Source organism: Mesorhizobium sp. P2_H9, from assembly GCF_056403215.1.
Window position 1 is genome coordinate 599,699 of record NZ_JBFUFX010000001.1, and the last position, 19,285, is coordinate 618,983.

Genomic DNA, 19,285 nt, shown 5'->3' on the forward strand with positions numbered 1-19,285 from the left:
CTCGCCGCCAGGCCTATTCAAACGAATAGGCAAAGCCGTCGGCGGAAGCACTGACGGTCACTTTTGTCATCTTTTCGCCGTCGAGCGAGCGGTTCAGCACGCCGCGGCTCAGTTCCGGCAGCAGCGTGTTGGTCAGGATGGCGTCGATCATGCGGCCGCCAGACTCGATCTCGGTGCAGCGCGCCTTGACCAGGTCCATGACACCGTCGCCGATGACCAGTTCGGCGTCGTGGCTGGCGCGCAGGCGCCGCGCGATCTTGGCGAACTGGTGACGGGTAATGGCCTCGATCATCGAATCCGAAAGCGGGTAGTAGGGAATGGTCACCACGCGGCCGAGGAAGGCCGCAGGAAAGACTTTCAGCAGCGGACCGCGCAGCGCCGTGTCGAGGTCGTCGAGCCCGGCGCGCACGGTCCCGTTCTTGGTCCGGTCCATGATGACTTCCGAGCCGACATTCGACGTCAGCAGGATCAGCGTGTTCTTGAAGTCGATCCGCCTGCCCTCGCTGTCGTCCATCATCCCCTTGTCGAAGACCTGGAAGAAGATCTCGTGCACGTCCGGGTGTGCCTTCTCGACCTCGTCGAGCAGGATCACGGAATAGGGTTTGCGGCGCACCGCTTCGGTAAGGATGCCGCCCTTGCCGTAGCCGACATAGCCGGGCGGCGCACCCTTCAGGGTCGAGACGGTATGGGCTTCCTGGAATTCGGACATGTTGATCGAGATCAGGTTCTGCTCACCGCCATAGAGCGTTTCGGCCAGTGCCAGTGCGGTCTCGGTCTTGCCTACGCCGGAAGGGCCGCAGAGCAGGAACACGCCGACCGGTTTTTCCGGCGCGCCGAGCCCGGCGCGGCTGGTCTGCACGCGCTTGGCGATCATCTCCATGGCGTGATCCTGGCCGACGACGCGTTCGGACAGGGTGGCGGCGAGCTTGAGCGCCTTTTCGGTCTGGCTGGACAGCATCCGTCCGGTCGGGATGCCGGTCCAGTCCTGGACCACGGCCGCGACTGCGTTGCGGTCGACGGAGGGCAGGATCAGCGGCGTTTCGCCTTGCGCCGTGGCAAGCTCGGCCATGAGTTCGCGCAGCCGCGCGAGATCGGCCGCCGGATCGGGAGGAGGAGGTTCAGCGGCCGCAGGCGCCTCGGCGTCGGCCTTGGCCGCCTTGGTCTTGGCGGTTTCAGCCTTGGGCGGCTCTGTCTTGGGCACCTTGGTCTTTTCTTCGTCCGCCGCTGCCGCTTCGACATCGGCCTCCGGTGTCGCCACCGGATCGAGCGGCACGCCCTCGCCTCGCAGCCTGGCGCGCAATTCGAGGATTTCGGCGACCAGCGCCTTTTCCCGGTCCCAGCGCTCCTGCGCGGCGGCAAGCGTGAGCTCGGTTTCGGCAAGCCCGGTCTCGACCCGTGCCTGCCGGTCGGTCACGTCGATGCCGATCGCCGCCTCGCGGCCGATGATGCCCTGCTCGACCTCCAGCGCCTGACGGCGGCGCAAAATGTCCTCGACCTCGGCCGGCGTGGCATGCTGCGATATCGCGACCCTGGCGCAAGCGGTGTCGAGAAGGCTCACCGCCTTATCGGGCAATTGCCGTGCCGGGATGTAGCGATGCGAAAGGCCCACCGCCGCCTCGATCGCCTCATCCAGTATCTGTACCTTGTGGTGCTGTTCCAGCACGCCAGCGACGCCGCGCAGCATGAGAACGGCCACCGCTTCCGACGGCTCGTCGATCTTGACCACCTGGAAACGACGGGTGAGCGCCGGGTCCTTCTCGATATACTGCTTGTACTCGGCCCAGGTGGTTGCCGCGATGGTGCGCAGTTCGCCGCGTGCCAGTGCCGGTTTCAAAAGATTTGCGGCGTCGCCGGTTCCGGCAGCACCACCGGCGCCGATCAAGGTGTGGGCTTCGTCGATGAACAGGATGACCGGCGTTTCGGAGGATTGAACCTCATCGATGACCGCCTTCAGCCGCTTTTCGAACTCGCCCTTGACGCTGGCGCCCGCCTGCATCAGGCCGACATCGAGCATGCGCACGCTGATGCCTTGCAGCGTCGGCGGCACATCGCCCTGGGCGATGCGCAAGGCAAAGCCCTCGACCACTGCGGTCTTGCCCACACCGGCCTCGCCGGTCAGGATCGGGTTGTTCTGCCGGCGCCGCATCAGGATATCGATGATCTGCCGTATCTCCGGATCGCGGCCGACGACCGGATCGATCTTGCCGTCGCGGGCGCGCTGGGTCAGGTCGGTGGCATATTTCGCCAATGCCGAATCCCCGCCAGGAGCGCGCCGCGGCGCTTCAGCGGCGGGAACCGCAGTGGTAGCGGCGCCGCCTTCCAGCGAACCTTCCACGACATCGGCGAACCGCGCGATGACCGCATCGGCATCGATCTTGTCGAACTCGGCGCTGATCTTCGACACCAGGCCTTCCAGAACCGGCGTCTTCAGACACGCAAGCAAGACATGTGCGCTGCGGACTTCCTCGACGCCGAATTCCAGTGTCGCCAGGTTCCAGGCCTCCTGGATGGCATGAAAGATATGATCGGAAAATTCCTCGATCGAGGTGGCGCCGTAGGGCAGCTTGTCGACGGCGCGGGTCATGTCGCTGGTAAGCCGGCTTGCATCCACCCCGGCATCGGCGATCACCATCTGCACATCCGAGCGATCCGAGAGCACCAGCTGCTCGATGAAATGGACGAGTTCGACGTAAGGATTGCCGCGCAACTTGGCGGCATCGGCCGCGGCCTTGAAGGCGCGCACACAGACGGGATTGAGCTTGCCGACCAGTTCCTTGCGCTTGAAGCTCTGCGATGACCGGCGCTGTTCCATCGAACCTGCTCCTGCAATCTGCCTGCCGATAACCTGCCACATAAGCAGTCACTTGACAAAGCGCGTGATTCAGCCGGTTTCTTCCGTTTGTGGAAAGTCCCGCACCCCTTGGCTGCAAACAACCACGGAATTGCTCGCCTCTATGCGACCCATTTCACATACGGGGTTCGGCAATTAGGCCACGGATTTCGGCACTCAAGACACGGCCGCGTTAGCTTCCGTTAATGTTTTGGGCAGTCGCTGAATTGTGGTAAAGTGCAACGGTGTGATAACGTTAGGTCACATACGGTTTCAGGGCCGGTCGCTGGGGGTAAGGTGTGATTGATCTCGCACTCTGGCTTAATCCGCTCGACGGTGAAAATCCGTCAGGTGCGGACTTGCGTAGCGATCCGGCCTTTCATGAGCTGGAGCGCCTGACCGAGCCGCAGATCAAGGTCGTCCATGACGGCCGCAACAAGCCCGCCGCGCAATCGACGGTTCCTGTCGACTGGCAGGCTGTGCTTGGCAAGGCGGAGGAGTTGCGTTCGCATGGCCGCGACCTGCGCCTGCTTGTCATCGTCACCCGTGCACTGGCCAATGAGCAAGGGCTCGCCGGACTTGTCCAGGGCCTGACCCTTATTGCCAAGACCTTCGACGCGCATTGGGAAACCATGCACCCGGCGCTGCGGCCCAGCGCTACGCCACGCGATGCCGCCTTGCGCCGCATCAACGCGCTGCTCGATCTGCAGAACAGCCAGGGGCTGCTGGCAGACCTGCGGCAAATGACATTCTTTTCGCCGCGCACCATCGGACCGATCAGCGGACGCGACCTGGAACAAGGCGCGCTCGACGACCGCGTCATGCTGCAGGAAGCGGCGTCGGGATTGAACAACGCCGAAAAGGCAGCGCTGGTCGCCGCTCACGGGCAGCTGTTGAACCGGGTGCGCAGCGGCTGCGCGGCGCAGGCGGACCAGGCCAACGCCGAAATGACGTCGCTGATTGCCGACGCCCAGGCCGCGATCGCGGCGCTCGATGCGGTCGACACAGCGCTCAATGTTCGCGTGGACGGCAGCGGCAGCGCCGTTCCGGAATTAAAGCGGCTTCTGCAGCGTTTGCTGACGACCCTCGAACGGTATTCGGCAGCGGAGACAGTAACGAATGGCGCAGCCAGTCCAGCGCCCGCCCCGGCGGATCCGGGACCGCCGGTCCGAAACGGTCATGGAGCCGAGACAATGGCAAGCTACGCGGAATCGAGTGCGGGGCTCCCCGACAGGATTTCCTCGCGCGACGACGTGGTGAAGTGCCTCGACCTTGTCGTGGCCTTCTACGACCGCACCGAGCCGTCGAGCCCGATCCCGCATCTCGCCCGCCGGGTGCGCCGGATGGTGCACATGGATTTCGTTGAACTGATGGAAGATCTCGCCCCGTCGGGGCTGAAGGAATTCCGGCTGCTGGCCGGCGTTCCCGACGCCAAGAAGACCGCCCAGAAGGATGAAAGGTAGCAACACATGCCAGCCGAAAGCAAAGCAAAGGTCATCGAGCGAAATCGCGCCCCGCGCGTGCAGATCGCCTACGATGTGGAAACCTACGGCAGCCCGACGACGATCGAACTGCCGTTCGTCATGGGCGTGATGGCCGACCTGTCGGGCGCATCGCAAACCAGGGAAGCGTCGAAGACGCTTCTGGACCGCTCCTTCGTCGAGACAGATGCCAACCGCTTCCCCAAGTTCATGGAGGCGCTCGGGCCCAGGGTCAAGGCGCGGGTGAAGAACACGCTGCCGCAGGCCGAAGGCCAGGAGCGTGACGAAGAGCTGGCGCTCGACCTGACCTTCACCAAGATGGGCGATTTCGCCCCCGACAAGATCGCCGAACAGGTTCCGCAACTGGCCGAGATCCTCAAGATGCGGCGCCAGCTCGAGGAACTGCTCGGCTTCATGGACGGCCGCGTCGATGCCGAAAAGCGCATCGCCCAGTTGCTGAACAACCAGCCGCTGCTGGCACAGATCGCCAGCCAGGCGATGTCCGACGACGACAAGGGCGAGGAATAGATCATGGCCGAACAGCAAAAGACCGCAGCAGCCGTCGCCGAGGCCGAGGCCGTCGACCTGGGAGAATTCAGCCAACTGCTGGAGAAGGACTTCAAGGTCAAGAAGGACGACAGCGAGAAGCTGCAGCAATTGGTGCGCAATCTTGCACTGGCGGCGCAGTCGCGCTCCGAGACGACGACCATTTCGTCCAACTCGATCAAGTCGATCAAGTCGCTGATATCAGGCATCGACAAGATGCTGACGACGCAGGTCAACGAGATCCTGCACGCGCCCGAAGTGCGGGAGATGGAAGGCACATGGCGCGGCCTTTGGTATCTCATCAACAACACCGAGACGGATGCGAAGCACCTCAAGATCCGGGTGATGAACATCTCCAAGGAACAACTGGCCGACACGCTTGAAGACTATGAAGGCCAGATGTGGGACCAGAGCCCGATCTTCAAGAAAGTCTACACGGACGAGTATTCGATGCTCGGCGGCGAGCCGATCGGCTGTATCGTGGGCGCGTACGAATTTTCGAACCATCCGCGCGACGTCGGCCTGCTGCGCAACATCTCCGGCGTCTGCGCCTCGGCGCACACGCCGTTCATCGCCGCCGCTTCGCCGCGGCTGTTCCGCATGGACAGCTGGCAGGAACTGCCGAACCCGCAGGACCTGCAGATGATCGTGAACAATCCGGCCTACGCCTCATGGCAGTCGCTGCGCGAGAGCGAGGACGCCCGCTATATCGGACTCACAATGCCGCGCGTGCTGGCACGGCTGCCCTATGGGTCCGAGACCGTTCCGGTGAAGGGCTTCTCCTTCGAGGAGGAGGTGCAGGGCGACCACAACAAATATGTCTGGATGAACGCCGCCTTCCCGATGGGCGTCAACATCAACCGCAGCCACAAGCTGTTCGGCTGGGGCACGCAGATCCGCGGCGTCGAGAACGGCGGCACCGTGCTCAACCTGCCGGTGCACGCTTTCCCGACGGACGACGGCTCGATCGCGATGAAATGCCCGACGGAGGTCGCCATTGATGACCGGCGCGAGGCAGAACTGGCCAAGCTTGGCCTGATGCCGATCCTGCACCGCAAGAACACCGATCTGGCCGCCTTCATCGGCGCCCACTCGCTGCAGGACGACGAAACCCGCGCTGGACGCCTGGTCGATCCCGACGCCCAGTCCAACGAACGGCTCTCCGCCAACCTGCCGTATCTGTTCCCGGTTTCCCGTTTCGCGCACTACCTCAAGGCCATTGCGCGCGACAAGATCGGCTCGTTCAAGGAACGCTCCGATATGCAGATCTGGTTGACCGAATGGATCAACCGGTACGTGCTGGCCAACCCGGCCTTCGCCGACGACAAGGCGCGCGCCAAGCGTCCGCTTGCCGCCGCCGAGGTGCAGGTCGACAGCGTGGAGGGCCGGCCGGGCTACTACAACGCCCGCTTCTATCTGCGCCCGCACTACCAGCTGGAAGGCATCAACGCGTCACTCCGGCTGGTGTCGGAACTGCCGTCTGTGAAGACTTGATTGCAGCAACCAACACTTTTTCGTTTTGAAAGCGGTGGAGAAAGAAAATGCCTACAATGAAGATCGATGGTTTTTTGAAAGTTCCGGACATCAAAGGGCCCAGCACCCGAGACGGCCACGACGACGAGATCGAGATCCATGGCGTCGACTACAAGATGGTGGCTCCCTATGATCCGAATTCGCTCTCGCGCCGTGGCCGCGTGTCGATGGGCATGATCAAATTCACCAAGCACTATGACAAATCTTCGCCCTATCTCGCGAAGGCCCTGTTCGAAAACAAGGCGCTGGATGAGGTCAAGTTCTCCGCCCGGCGGACCATCGACGGCGAGAGCAAGGACTATCTGGTTGTTACCCTGACCGATGCTTCGATCATGGAATACGACATGTCGCAGGCCGATGATGAAGCCGACCTGATCCAGGAGGAGGTCTCCTTCGCCTACAAGAAGATCAAGTTCGTCTATGACGACAATGACGAAGCCGAAATGGATGTCTATGTCGGCAAGTGAGACGCGGGCAAAGCGTCCCGGCACGGAAAGACCCCAGGCCGGCGGCAGTTCGCGGGCCAAGAGCGAGGCGGTCCAGCCTTCCCTTTGGGATCGCCTCGTCAACGACCTGCCCGGCTTGAGTTCGGAGATAGACGGGCTCAAGCGGGCCCTGCAGGAGGAAATTGGCGAGGAGCGTCTGGAAGAGCTTTTGGCGAACGGTTCGCGGCTGATCGACGCCGACGCCGCGCTGAGCCCCGATCAGAAGCGACGGGTGCATCGGCTGGTGTTTCAGAACCGGCATCGCGGCGAGCTCGAAAGCCGCGGCATCGTGGTTTCGGCCAGCGTGCTTCGCGAAGCGGTGCGGCGCGACATCGAGGCGCTGTTCAACACCGAGCGCTTCGAAGCCATGCCGCTGTTTTCCGACCTTGAAAGCGAGCAGATCGGGGACAACCCGCCATCGCTCGCTGATTTTCCGGAGGTCCGGCGCAGCGTGGTCAATTATGGCGTGCCGTCCTTCTCGGGCCGTTCGTCGCGCGACTTCGATCGCGACACGCTGGCGCGCGAGATCCGCGCCGTGCTCGCCACGTTCGAACCGCGTCTCAAGGAGAGCGAGACAAAGGTTACGGTGAACCTTGGCGACAAACTGGGCCTGAAGATCGAGATCGACGCCGTGCTGATCATGACGCCGACGCCGGAGCGCATGCGACTGCGTACCATGATCAATCTCGACAACGGCATGGCGCGAACCGAATTCAGGGACGCCTGAGATGGATCGGGTCTTCGTCGAATATTACGAGGAGGAACTGACCCACATACGCGGGCTCGCCGCGGAGTTTGCCGACATGCATCCGGCGGTGGCGCGCAATCTGTCGCTCGATACGGTGCCGTGTCCGGATCCCTATGTCGAGCGGCTGCTCGACGGCGTCGCCTTCCTTGCCGCGCGCACGCGGATGAAGGTCGATGCCGAGCGCTCGCGCTTCTCCCGCAGCATTCTCGATGTCCTCTACCCCGACCTGGTCACGCCAGCGCCGGCGACCGCGATGGCGGTGCTGAAGCCCGGCCAGCAGGTGCAAACGATGCTTGCCGGCCATGTCGTTGCACGGGACACGCGGCTGGTTTCCAGCCTGCAAGCCGGCCTGTCGACACGCTGCACATTCACCACCGCGCAGGAGGTGACATTGTGGCCGATCGCGATCACCTCGGTCAGCTATTTCCAGGACCGCAGCGCGCTTGCCGCCGCCGGCATAGGCGCGATCGGAAAGCAGGGCGGCGAAGCGGCGCTGCGCATCACGCTGGCCCGCACCGGCAAGGGCAAGCTCGACGAACTGGCACTCGACCGGCTCGATTTGTATTTCGCCAACCGCACCAAGGCGCCGCTTTTGTTCGACGCGATTTTCGGTGCGTGCTCGGCACTCGGCGCGCGGGCGGAAGGCAAGACCAATCCATTGTCGTCTTTGCCGGCGCCGGAAATGGTCGGCATCACCGATGCCGAGGCAATGATGCCGCGCACACGCCCGACATTCGAAGGCTACCGGCTGCTGCGCGAATATTTCATCATGCCCGAGCGCTTCCACTATGTCAGGGTTCTCGGCCTGCAGCCGGTCGTGCGCAAATGCCCGGCCGGCCTCGAAGTCGTCTTTGTGTTCCGGCGTCCGGTGCCGGAACTGTCCGACCTGACACCGGCCGATTTCGAACTTTTCGCGACACCGATCATCAATCTGTTCGAGCGCGAGTGCAACGTCATCGAGCTGGATGCGCGCAAGACGCGGCAGGTGCTGCATGCCGACCGCACGCGGGCGCGGGACTTTGAGATCTACCGGGTTCTCCGGGTCGAGGACGCCGACGCCGAAGGACCGGACGCCGAGATACCGGAACTTTTCAGCCTCGGGCAGAACCGCGGCAGCGGTTGGGTGTATTCGACGGAACGGCGGCCGCGCCGGGCAACCGAGGACGAACGCCGCCAGGGCGTGACTCGCACCTCATACACCGGCGACGATGTTTTCCTTGCCGTGTCACGCCCGGTCGGCAGCACGGCAAGCCGGCCGCTGAAGCGCGTCGACATCGTGGCGCTGTGCACCAATCGCGACCTGCCGATCCTCGACGACACGCCGACCTTGACGCTGGAAGCCGGCGACCCGGTGGAGTCGATCCGGCTGCTCGGCGCCTTGCGTCCGCCGCAGCCGGCCATACCGGCGGCGTTGCCGGCGGGTGCCGAGGGCGAGTCACGCGCCGACGATCTGGCCTGGCGGCTGGTGTCGCAGCTGGCGCTCAACTTCCTCAGCCTCGCCAAGGAGGGTCGCGGCGTCGATCCCCTGCATGCGCTCCTCGATCTCTATGCCGATCGCGGCGATCCCGGCCTCACCCGCAATGTGCGCTCGATCGTGCGCATCGACTCACGCGCGGTGGTCGAAAGGCTGGCGATCGAGGGACCGATGTGCTTCGGACGCGGCACCGAAGTGACGCTGCATGTCGACCAGTCGGTGCTGGCCGGGCAAAGCACGTTGCTGCTTTCCGCCTTGCTGGCGCGGCTGTTTGCCCGGCATGCCGGAATAAACGGGTTCGTGCGGACCCGCACGCGGTTGCTCCAGAGACAGGAGGATGTGCCATGGCCGATGACGCCCGGCAATCGCTACCTGATCTAGCGCTGCCCGATCCGCAACAAGCCGAAGCGCTGTCCGCAGCGTTCGACTTTTTCGAACTGCTGCGCCGGCTCGAACGGCGCGGCGGCCGGTTCGGCCATTCCGGCCGGCCGGACCGCGAGCCGGCACGGCTCGGCCAGCATGTGCGCCTCGCCTTCTCGGTCCAGGACGTGGTCGAGTTCCTTGAACCGACGGACAAGGCGCCGGCCCGGGTCACGGTTGCAAACCTTGGCCTGCTCGGCCCCGAAGGCCCGATGCCGCTGCATCTGACGCGCTGGGTACTCGATCGCCTGTCGCAGCGCTGGTATGGCGGCGCCGACGCGTTGCAGACGAGCGACACGACATTCGTCGACTTCGTCAACATCCTGCAACACCGGATGATCGCCCTGTTCTACCGCGCCTGGGCGGATGCCCATCCGGCGGTCCAGGTCGAACGCGCCGTTGGCGGCCGTGTCCGCTCCATGCTGCAGTCGATGGCCGGCATCGGACTTCCCGGCACCCAGGATGCCGAGCTTGATGCGGTCAAGCTTCGCCAGGCCGCGTCGCTGGCTGCCCAGGTCGACGGCCCCGAACGGCTGACCCTGTTCCTGGCCGAGGCCTTCAAGGTGAAGGTCGTGCTCAAGGAATTCGTCGCAGCATGGATGACCATACCCGCGGCGCTGCAGACCCGTCTCGCCGGCGCCTACGCCTCGCTTGGCCGCAGCGCGACGATCGGGCCGCGCAGCTTCAGCCGGCAAAGCCGCATCGAACTTCGCATCGGCCCGCTCGGATACAAGGACTACAAGGCCTTCCTGCCGGGTGGTGAGCGCCTGAAACTGCTGAAGCAGGCGGTGCGCGATCTGGTCGGCGAAACGCTCGACGTCGACCTCAGGATCGTGCTCGCCGGCGAGGCCGTGCCGCCGGCCAGGATCGGCACGGTACAGCTCGCCAGGACTGCCTGGCTTGCGCGCCCCGCTGAAAGGGGAGATGCTGACGACATGCGGCTGCGCACCATAGTCGGGTGGCGGCCGGAAACGGCGGGAGTGGCGGCATGAGCTTGCTACTGACGCTCGAGCAAGGACCGCGCGCGCAAGTGACGCGAGAGGCTCGGCTGGACGAAGGTGAGTTGGTGATCGGCCGCAGCTCCGACGCGGACTGGCAGATCAACGATCCCGACATGTTCGTTTCCCGCGCCCACTGCAAGATTACCGCCAAGCAGGGCGGATATTTCGTCACCGATACCTCAAGCAGCGGGCTGTTCATAAACGATTCCGACAGCCCGCTGGGGCCGGGAAATTCGGCGCGCCTGCAGAATGGCATGCGGCTGAGACTGGGCGACTATGTGGTGTGGGTCGATCTGCAAGCAGCAGCGGCCCAACCGGTGGCTTCCAGGGCATCGACGACGGAAATGCAGCCACCGGCCTCGCGGGTGCCGGTTAGCATCGGCCGCGACGATTTCTTTTCGGCCACGACCGAGCAGGAACCCGGGCGGCCGCGCCCCGCCGACCTGCCCAACCCGTTCGAGCAGCCAACCCCCGGCGCGTTCGAACGCGCGCGTTCGGACCAACGCAGTTCGCCTGCTTTCGACGATCCCTTCAGCCTCGACCCAGTGGCGACGCCTGCCGCCAAGGCWGGCGTCGACGATGGCGGGCGCGGCAGGCCGCTGTTCGACGATCCATTCGGCCTCGATCCCGCCACTCCGGAGCCGAAAGAGGTGGGCAAAGCTGCCCCCGACAAGCGGCCGGCATTCGATGACGGCTTTGGCTTCGGCCCTGCCGGGATTACCGCCCCCATCAATGGCACCGACTCGGCCGGGGCGAGCGAAATCGCCGCCGGAGCGCCCTCTCCCGCGCCCTGGGATTTGCCTGGCCGCAAGGTCGAGCCGTCTCCCTTGCCACCGCAACGCGCCGCTGCCAGACCCGGTGTGGCGCAACCGCCCGTTGGGCAGTCCGATGCGGCACTGCGCGCGGCATTCCTGCGCGGCATGGGCATCGACGAAGCCGACTTTCCCGGCCGCGATGCGGTGGCTGAGATGGAGAAGTTCGGCCGCGAATATCGCATGATGATGGAAGGCCTGATGCAGCTTCTGCGCAAGCGCGCCGAAGAGAAGGGAAACGCCCGCGTCGCGCAAACCGTGGTCGGTGCTTCCGAAGTCAATCCGCTCAAATTCCTGCCCTCGGTCGACGACGCCCTGGTGACCATCCTGGCGGATCGCAGCCCCGGATTTCTCGGCGCCGAAGCGGCGATCGCGGACGCCGTGCGCGATCTCGCGCAGCATCATGTTCGCGCCTGGCGCGGTGTGCAGGGGGCGCTGCGACGGATGATCGACCGCTTTGACCCGGCGGCGATCGAAGAGGAGCTGAAATCGAGCTCGGCGATCGGCACGCTGCTGACCGGCGGGCGCGGCGCCAAGCTGTGGGAACTCTATCAAAAACGCCACCGCGAAATCGCCCAGAGCGCGGAGACGCGCTTCCTGGGCGAAATCGGCACTGATTTTCGTGATGCATATGAGGAGGAGTGAGACATGATCGACAGACGCGAGTTCATCGTCGCCCTGGGGGCAACCGGATTGCTGACAGCCTGCCAGAGCGGGCCGCCGAAACCGTCGGTGATCACGGTCAACGTGACCGGCGGGGCCGGCATGAACCCCGGACCGGGCGGCGGCGACAGGCCGGTGACGGTGCTGGTCATGCGGCTGCGCAGCACCGGCAAGTTCAATTCGGCCGACTACTTCGCCCTGCAAGGCGACGCCGGCTCGGCACTTGCCGGCGATCTCATCGGTTCCGACCAGATCGCCGTCGGGCCTGGCAAGAGCGCGTCGAAGACGATCACGGTTGAACCGGACGCGACGGCGCTTGGCTTCGTTGCGCTGATCCGCGAACCCGGCGGACGCAACTGGCGCACGACCAAATCGGTTTCGGCGGGATCGAAATTCACCGTCAATGTGACGCTGGGCAGTGGCGGCATTTCCGCCTAGCGCGGCCAAAGGCAGGGATACGATGCAAAGAGTGGCGGCATGAGTGACGCAAACAGGGTGCTGTGGTCCGAGGGCCTGTTCCTGCGGACCCAGCATTTCCAGCAACAGGATCGCTTTTTCGAAGCGACGGTGCGCGGCGCGTTGCAGGCCGGGCAGCTGCATACGTTCGGCTTTCGAACACTGACGCTCGACCCGGCCTTGCTCGACGCCGGCCAGATCTCCGTACTGAGCGCGCGCGGGATCTTTCCCGACGGAACGCCGTTCGCGATCCCCGACACGATGGACGCGCCCCGGCCGCTCGCGATCACGCCCGACATGGGCGAGGGACCGGTGCTGATCGCCTTGCCGCTCGAACCACCCGAAGGCGTCGGCTTCGACCCAGCGCACGCCGAGCCATCCGGCGCACGCTATCGCGGACGGATCGTGTCGGTGCGCGACGCCGTGCATGGCGGCTCCGATCCCGAGGAAATCGAGATTGCGCGGCCGCAGGCCCTGTTGCTGGCGCCCGGAAAAGCGGTCGGCGGCTACACGGCACTGCCCGTCGCCGAGATCAAGGGCGTTCGCGCCGACGGCGGAGTGGCGCTGGATGACACGTTCCTGCCGCCGACCTTAGTCATCGGCGCGGCCTCCTGGTATAGCCGGCTGCTGCAGGAGGTGGTCACCGGCCTCGATCAGATCGCCGAGGCGCATGGCAAGATGGTGCTGGGTGGCCCCGGGCGCAGCGTCGAGGACCTCTTGATCCTCAATCTGGTCAACGCCGCGCGGCCACGGCTGGCGCATATGCTGGCGCAGGACGTCTACCATCCGTCCGAGGTCTACATGGAACTTGCCGGTCTCGCCGGTTCGATGGCGACCTATGGCTCGAGCGCGCGGCGCCTGGGCGAATTGCCAGTTTACGACCACATGGCGCCCGGACCTGCCTATTCGGCCCTGGCCGACGCGCTGCGCTCGCTCATCCTCAGCCTGCGCTACATCGAGCCGAAGTCGCGCGCCCTGCCGGTCATGCGCCATGCCACCAATGTCTGGAAAATCCGCATCGACAACCCCAAGCTTCTGGTGGCGAGCCGGATCGTGGTGCGCATCGGATCCGAGCTGTCGGAGGACGCGCTGCGCAAGATATTCGTCAACCAGGCGACCGTCGGCTCGGCCAGCGAATTCGAGGGGCTGTGGAAGTCGCGGCTGCCGGGCATCCCGCTGAAGCCCCTGCATTCGCAACCACGTGAAATTCCTTATGACGGCGACCGGCTCTGCCTTGAACTCGACCAGAAAAGCGAGCACTGGGCCTCGCTTCTCGAAGCGCCCGGCTTTGTGATCGGCGTTTCGGGCGTTCTGCCGAGCGAACCGCAGGTCGATTGCTACTCGGTCAACAGGTGAGATGATGAGCCGCGACGATCCTTTCGGACTGTCCGAGGATCGCGAGCGTACGCGCATACGCCTCAGCGGAGCGCCGGCGCCACGCGCTTCGATGCCGTTGCTGCCATCCGGCGCCGCGCCAAAACGGGCGCGCGCCCACCCGAACGTGCTCGTCAATGCGTTCTCGCCTTTGCTGGAATTTGCGCCCGAACTGGAAAACGCGCTGCCGCCGGAGAATCCGGAAGCGCTGCGGACAAGACTGCTCGAGGAGCTCGTGCGCTGCCGCGACGCAACCATGACGGCCGGCTCTTCGCTTGAACGGGCCGATCAGGCAGCCTGGCTGGTGGCAGCACTTCTTGATGACCTGGCGCTGAACACGCCGTGGGGCGGCGCCAGCGCATGGCCACGCCAGCCGCTGGTGGTCATGCTGCGCGGCGACGTCGATGCCGGCGCGCAGTTCTTCGCCCGTCTCGAAGAACTGGAGCGCCATCCCAACCGGGATCGCGACATGCTGGAATTGCAGTACCACTGCATGGCGCTCGGCTTTCGCGGCAAGTATCGCGTGCCTGGCCGATCCGGCGACCGCTCGCTCAATGCCGTTCGCGTCGCCGCCGCACGTTTCCTGCGCGACACCGACGCGGAAGGGGCGCCGCTGTCACCGAACTGGAAAGGTGTCATCGCCTCCGACGAGCCGCAGCGCTTCATCGTTCCGATCTGGGTGATGGCGGCGGCCGCGGCGGTGATCGCCACGGCGGTTCATGTCGGGCTGTCGATGGGGCTGAGCAGCCAGGCGGTGGAGCTTTCGGCGCTGGTGCGCGCCCTGCCGCCGCCCAATCGCAGCGAAGTCACCCGCGCCTCGCCCAAGGTCGAGCCGCCGCCGCTGCAAACCGTGGATTTTGCGCTGCTGCCGGAATTCCAGGCGGCGGCACCCGCCGATCTCAGGTCGGCGCTCAAAGGCACCGAGAGCGTCTCGCTGGCCAAATTGTTCATTCAGGCCTCCAACCCCGAACTGTTCCAGTCGTCGCGCGCGCAACTGACCGAAGGGTTCGAACCGCTGATCGCTTCGATCGCCAAGGTAATCCTCGAGAACCAGGAGCTGATCGGCAAGATCACCGTGGTTGGTCACACCGACGGCATTCCGCTGCAGAAGACCAATCCCCTGTCCACCAATCAGCGACTGTCGGAAGCCCGCGCTGCCGCGATCGCCGACATGCTGATCCAGAATGGCGTGCCGCAGGATCGCGTCCAGTCCGAAGGCAGGGCTGCCACCGATCCGGTAGCCGACGACAGCACGCGCGAGGGCCGGGCCTTGAACCGCCGCCTCGAAGTGCTGGTCGAGAAGAGGCTGTGACATGTTCATCCTGCGCTTCCTCTGGGCAGTCCTGACATCTCGCTTCCTGTGGACGCTGATTGGTCTCGCGCTGCTGTCGCTGATCATCTGGGTGTTCGGCCCGATCGTCAGGGTCGGCGACTACGTGCCGATGGCGTCGGAGACGGTGCGCATCGTCATCATTGCGCTGCTGGTGATCTTCTGGCTGATCTGGCTGATCGTCGCGCAACGCCGCGCGATCCGCGCCAACCGCATGTTCGTCGCCGAAATTTCCGCCCCGGTGGAGGAAAAACGGCTGAGCCCCGGCGAGGAGAATGTCGCCGCGGTCGGCGCCAAGTTCCAGGACGTGATGGTCGAGCTGAAGCGCCGCAAACTCGGCGGCCGCAAGTTCCTGCGCGAAATGCCGTGGTACGTGATCGTCGGGCCGCCGGCCACCGGCAAGACGACAGCATTGCGGCAGTCCGGGCTCAACTTTCCGATCGACCTGACGGATGATCTGCAAGGGATCGGCGGCACGCGCAACTGCGACTGGTTCTTCTCCGAAAACGCGGTGATGATCGACACTGCCGGCCGCTACGTGCAGCAGGAGAGCCAGCCAGACGTCGACGCCGTAGAATGGCTGGGCTTCCTCGACCTGTTGAAGAAGCATCGCGGCCGTCGCGCGCTCAACGGCGTCATCGTCGCGCTCGGGATCGATGCGCTTTCCGAGGGCGACGAGGCCGTCAAGGCGCATGGCCGCAAGATCCGCCGGCGTCTGGCCGAACTCGAGGAGCGGCTGGAAATCCGCCTGCCGGTCTATCTGATGCTGACCAAGGCCGATCTCATCAAGGGCTTCGAGGCCTTCTTCGGCGGCCTGTCGACGGCGGCGCGCGAGCAGGTCTGGGGAACGACCTTTCCGCTCGACGCGCGCGTCGACGCCAAGACGATCGCGGGCGAAATCTCGACGCTGTCGAGGGAGCTCGAAAAGCGTCTGGTGCCGCGGCTGGAAGACGAAGACAAGCTCGCCGAGCGCGCCGAGATCTTCCGCTTTCCGGCGCAGCTGCAGAGCCTGTCCGAACCGATCCAGGTGCTGGTCGAGGCGATGTTCGGCGAGAGCCGCTACGAGGAGGCTGCCTGGCTGCGTGGCCTCTATCTGACGTCGGCGACGCAGGAAGGCGCACCGATCGACCGGCTGACCGCGGCACTCGCCTCTTCCTTCGGCCTGCCGGCGCGACGCTCGATGCCGACGCCGCGTTTCGAAAAGCGCAGCTTCTTCCTGAAGAACCTTTTGACCGAAGTGATTTTCAAGGAGGCCGGACTTGGGACGTTCGACCCGCTGGCGCAGCGCCGCCGCGCCTGGATCTGGCGCGGTGCGGCGGCCGCATGTGCCGCCGCTGCCCTGCTGGCCAGCGGCGTGTTCACCTGGTCCTACTACGACAATCGCAACGCGATCACCGCCCAGGCAAGCCAGTTTGTGGCGCTGCAGGCGCCGCTGACCTCTGCTGCCGCAAGCCCGCCGTCGGTGGAGCAGCCGGCAATCGACGGCGCTCTCAATGCGCTGGCCGAGGTCGCCAATGCCAGGACGGCGGCGCCCGACAATGCGCAGGATCTGTTTGGCCCCTCGGCATCGGCCGAACTGGTGCGGGCGCAGACCGACACTTACGACCACGCGCTGCGCAACGTGCTCGAGCCGCGCATGGTGGCGCTGCTCGAGGCGACCATGTGGCGGCAGATCCGCGATCCGGATTTCATGCTGGGCGCCCTGAAGACCTATCGCATGATGACCGGCCTGTCGCAGATGGACCCCGATTTCGTGCAGAATTGGTGGGTGAACGACCTGCCCGAATTCGCGCCGGCGGCACCGTTTCCGACCGCTGACGCCGAAGAGCACCAGCTTGCCGCGATCCGCCGCATGGCGGTAGATGACAGCTACACCAAGCCCGACCAGGCGCTGGTTGCCGAAGCGTTGAAAACGGTTTGCACGGTTTCGCTGCCGGCGCGCGCCTACAAGCAATTGCTGGCCGACCCGGAGGTCGCCGAACTGAAGGAGTGGATTCCGGCGAATTTCGCCGGCCCCAACGGCGCCAAGGTGTTTGCCCGCCGCTCCGACAAGACGCTGCGCGTCGGCATTGCCGGCGCTTACACCTATGCCGGTTTCCATGACGCCATCCTTGACCGGGTCGAGGATGTCGCCGCGCAGGCGGCGCTCGACCGTGCGGTCTTTGCCGGCGGCTGTTCGGAAAATTCCGAGACCTCGGTGTCGGCGCTGTCGGAAGATATCCTGAAGCTCTATTACGACGACTATATCGCGCAGTGGGACAGTTTCCTGCGCGATATGAGGCTGGCGCCGCTGACCGACCTCAACGTCGCCAGCGAGAATCTGAAAGACCTTTCCAGTGCCGATTCCGCATTGAAGCGGCTGGTGACGGCGGTCGTTCAGGAGACTGAACTCACCCGCTCGGACGAGGCGCCCGCGGGAGACGACAAGGCCGCCGCGAAAGGCGGCTCCAAACTGCTTGGCAAACTGGGCAAGCTGGGCAAGATCGTCAAGGTCGGGGCAAAACTGCTGCCGCGCACGGGATCGGCCAGTGAAGTGGACCTGACTGGCACGCTGGTGGCCGAGCATTTCAAACCGCTCAAGGGCGCCATTGCCGAGGTCGACGGCCAGCCGCCGGCGCTTGACGCCGCGGTGGTGGCGCTGACGGCATTGTCCAATGTTCTGCAGACGGTCACCGCCAATCCGGATCCTCAGGACGCCATCAAGAAACAGGGCGGCCTTGCCGAACTGACCGGAGCCGTCGCCCGGCAGGCGCAGATCCTGCCCGATCCGATCGACGACTGGCTGGGCGGCATCGCCGGCGACACCAGCGGCCTGACGCAGAAGGCGGTGGCATCGGAGCTCAACGCCATCTGGCGCGCCGACATCCTGCCGTTCTGCCAGGCCGCGCTCAACGACCGCTATCCGTTCAGTCCCGACAGCGCGGTCGACGTGAATGTCAAAGATTTCGCCCGCCTGTTCGGACCGGCCGGGATGATCGACGCCTTCATCAACGATCACTTGATCGGCTATGTCGACACCTCGGCGCAGCCATGGAAATGGCGCGCCGATTTCGGCCTCGACCCGTCTGCACTCGCCGCCTTCGAGCAGGCCAGGCGGATCCGCGACGATCTCTTTCCCGGCGGCCAGGGCCCGGTGATGAGCTTCACGCTGGAGCCGAAGGACCTGTCGCCCAATGTCACCCGGGTGACGCTCAATCTCGATGGCCAGACCCTCGTCTATTTCAACAATGCGACGCGGCCGCAGCCGATGACCTGGCCCGGCAAGGACGGCACCGGCGTCATCTCGCTCGCCTTCCAGCCGATCGACGGCTCACCCGAAATCATGCTCAACGAGACCGGAAGCTGGGCCTGGCTGAGGATGCTGAAGGGCGGCCGGTTCACCGGCACATCGCTATCCGATGTCTACAGCCTGCGCCTGGGGACGAAAGGCCTGTTCGCCGATTTCGAGCTCAAGGCCGCCAGCGTCGAAAATCCCTACAACCTCCAGATGTTCAAGAAATTCTCATGTCCGCCGCAGATATGATCCTGCCAGGCTTTTACGGCAAAATGCCCGCCACCGGCGATTTCGTGACGCGGCGGCTGCCAGGCGACTTTGTGCGCGGCTGGGATCGCTGGCTGGCGCAGCATATCGTGCCGCTGTTTGGCCCGGAATCCTGGCCCCTCGACACCGCGCTGCGCTTTCTGGCCGGCCCGGACTCCTTCGGCGCATCGGCGGGTATCATCTTGCAGAGCGCCGACCGAGTTGGCAGGCAATTCCCCTTGAGTGTCATCGCGCAGCTTCCCGAAGCTCCCGTCGAGCTGGCTTATGCCGAAGCGTGGTTTGCCGGGGTCGAGGCAGTGGCCATCGCCGCTCAACAAGGCGAGCTAACGCCGGACGAACTGGATGCAGCACTCGCCGCACTGCCGGTGCCGCCGCTCGAGCCGGGCGAAGAGACCATCAGCGGCATGGTGATGTGGACCGCATACTCCGACATTTTCGATATCGATCCGCAGTCGCCGCAAGCGACGCTGGAACAGGTTTTCGCCGCCAGTTGGGAGACCAGCTGATGGGGGCGAATTCGACGATGTGTAAAACTCGGCACAGACGCAGACCTGATCGATAATTATGTCCGGGGCAGTCAAGGCCCGCTGT

At 64.8% G+C, this 19,285-nt stretch carries 14 protein-coding genes; 13 read left to right on the forward strand and 1 reads right to left on the reverse strand.

The window, feature by feature from the left end; all coding sequences use genetic code 11:
* Positions 1-13 precede the first annotated feature (13 nt).
* On the reverse strand, positions 14-2,812 hold the full coding sequence (tssH, locus tag AC1DXN_RS02880) for a type VI secretion system ATPase TssH (RefSeq protein WP_477271563.1): 2,799 nt from the start codon (positions 2,810-2,812) through the stop codon (positions 14-16).
* Between the two features lie 317 nt (positions 2,813-3,129).
* Between tssH and tssA the strand changes: the two genes are divergently transcribed.
* Genes tssA through tagF form a run of 13 tightly spaced genes read left to right on the forward strand, consistent with a single transcriptional unit; the run spans position 3,130 to position 19,200 of the window.
* Positions 3,130-4,293, forward strand: coding sequence for a type VI secretion system protein TssA (gene tssA / locus AC1DXN_RS02885; RefSeq protein WP_477271561.1), 1,164 nt, complete (start codon positions 3,130-3,132; stop codon positions 4,291-4,293).
* Positions 4,294-4,299: 6 nt separating this feature from the next.
* Positions 4,300-4,839: a type VI secretion system contractile sheath small subunit gene (tssB, locus tag AC1DXN_RS02890; RefSeq protein ID WP_477243252.1), complete on the forward strand. Its 540-nt coding sequence runs from the start codon at positions 4,300-4,302 to the stop codon at positions 4,837-4,839.
* Positions 4,840-4,842: 3 nt separating this feature from the next.
* Entirely contained in the window at positions 4,843-6,351 is a 1,509-nt protein-coding gene (gene tssC, locus AC1DXN_RS02895; protein WP_477271559.1) for a type VI secretion system contractile sheath large subunit, read from the forward strand.
* Positions 6,352-6,407: 56 nt separating this feature from the next.
* Positions 6,408-6,857, forward strand: a complete 450-nt coding sequence (locus AC1DXN_RS02900; RefSeq protein ID WP_192256823.1) for an Hcp family type VI secretion system effector — start codon at positions 6,408-6,410, stop codon at positions 6,855-6,857.
* Entirely contained in the window at positions 6,844-7,602 is a 759-nt protein-coding gene (tssE, locus tag AC1DXN_RS02905) for a type VI secretion system baseplate subunit TssE (RefSeq protein ID WP_477272399.1), read from the forward strand. Before AC1DXN_RS02900 ends, tssE begins: the two co-directional genes overlap by 14 nt.
* A 1-nt stretch (position 7,603) precedes the next feature.
* A complete protein-coding gene (gene tssF / locus AC1DXN_RS02910; RefSeq protein ID WP_477271557.1) occupies positions 7,604-9,478 on the forward strand; it encodes a type VI secretion system baseplate subunit TssF in 1,875 nt (624 codons plus the stop codon).
* Positions 9,442-10,509 (forward strand): type VI secretion system baseplate subunit TssG, encoded by a 1,068-nt coding sequence (gene tssG / locus AC1DXN_RS02915; protein WP_477271555.1) that lies wholly within the window; start codon positions 9,442-9,444, stop codon positions 10,507-10,509. The genes tssF and tssG overlap by 37 nt, the downstream gene beginning before the upstream one ends.
* Positions 10,506-11,975 carry a type VI secretion system-associated FHA domain protein TagH gene (gene tagH / locus AC1DXN_RS02920; RefSeq protein ID WP_477421450.1) on the forward strand — a complete coding sequence of 490 codons (1,470 nt, stop codon included), beginning with the start codon at positions 10,506-10,508 and terminating at the stop codon, positions 11,973-11,975. The genes tssG and tagH overlap by 4 nt, the downstream gene beginning before the upstream one ends.
* 3 nt (positions 11,976-11,978) lie before the next feature.
* Positions 11,979-12,431 (forward strand): type VI secretion system lipoprotein TssJ, encoded by a 453-nt coding sequence (gene tssJ, locus AC1DXN_RS02925; RefSeq protein WP_477243246.1) that lies wholly within the window; start codon positions 11,979-11,981, stop codon positions 12,429-12,431.
* A 39-nt stretch (positions 12,432-12,470) separates the two neighbouring features.
* Entirely contained in the window at positions 12,471-13,805 is a 1,335-nt protein-coding gene (gene tssK, locus AC1DXN_RS02930; RefSeq protein ID WP_477271551.1) for a type VI secretion system baseplate subunit TssK, read from the forward strand.
* 4 nt (positions 13,806-13,809) lie between these two features.
* Complete coding sequence (gene icmH / locus AC1DXN_RS02935) at positions 13,810-15,135, forward strand: type IVB secretion system protein IcmH/DotU (RefSeq protein ID WP_477271549.1); 1,326 nt, start codon at positions 13,810-13,812, stop codon at positions 15,133-15,135.
* Between the two features lies 1 nt (position 15,136).
* Positions 15,137-18,676 carry a type VI secretion system membrane subunit TssM gene (tssM, locus tag AC1DXN_RS02940; protein ID WP_477271547.1) on the forward strand — a complete coding sequence of 1,180 codons (3,540 nt, stop codon included), beginning with the start codon at positions 15,137-15,139 and terminating at the stop codon, positions 18,674-18,676.
* A complete protein-coding gene (gene tagF / locus AC1DXN_RS02945) occupies positions 18,658-19,200 on the forward strand; it encodes a type VI secretion system-associated protein TagF (RefSeq protein WP_477271545.1) in 543 nt (180 codons plus the stop codon). The genes tssM and tagF overlap by 19 nt, the downstream gene beginning before the upstream one ends.
* Positions 19,201-19,285: the final 85 nt, after the last annotated feature.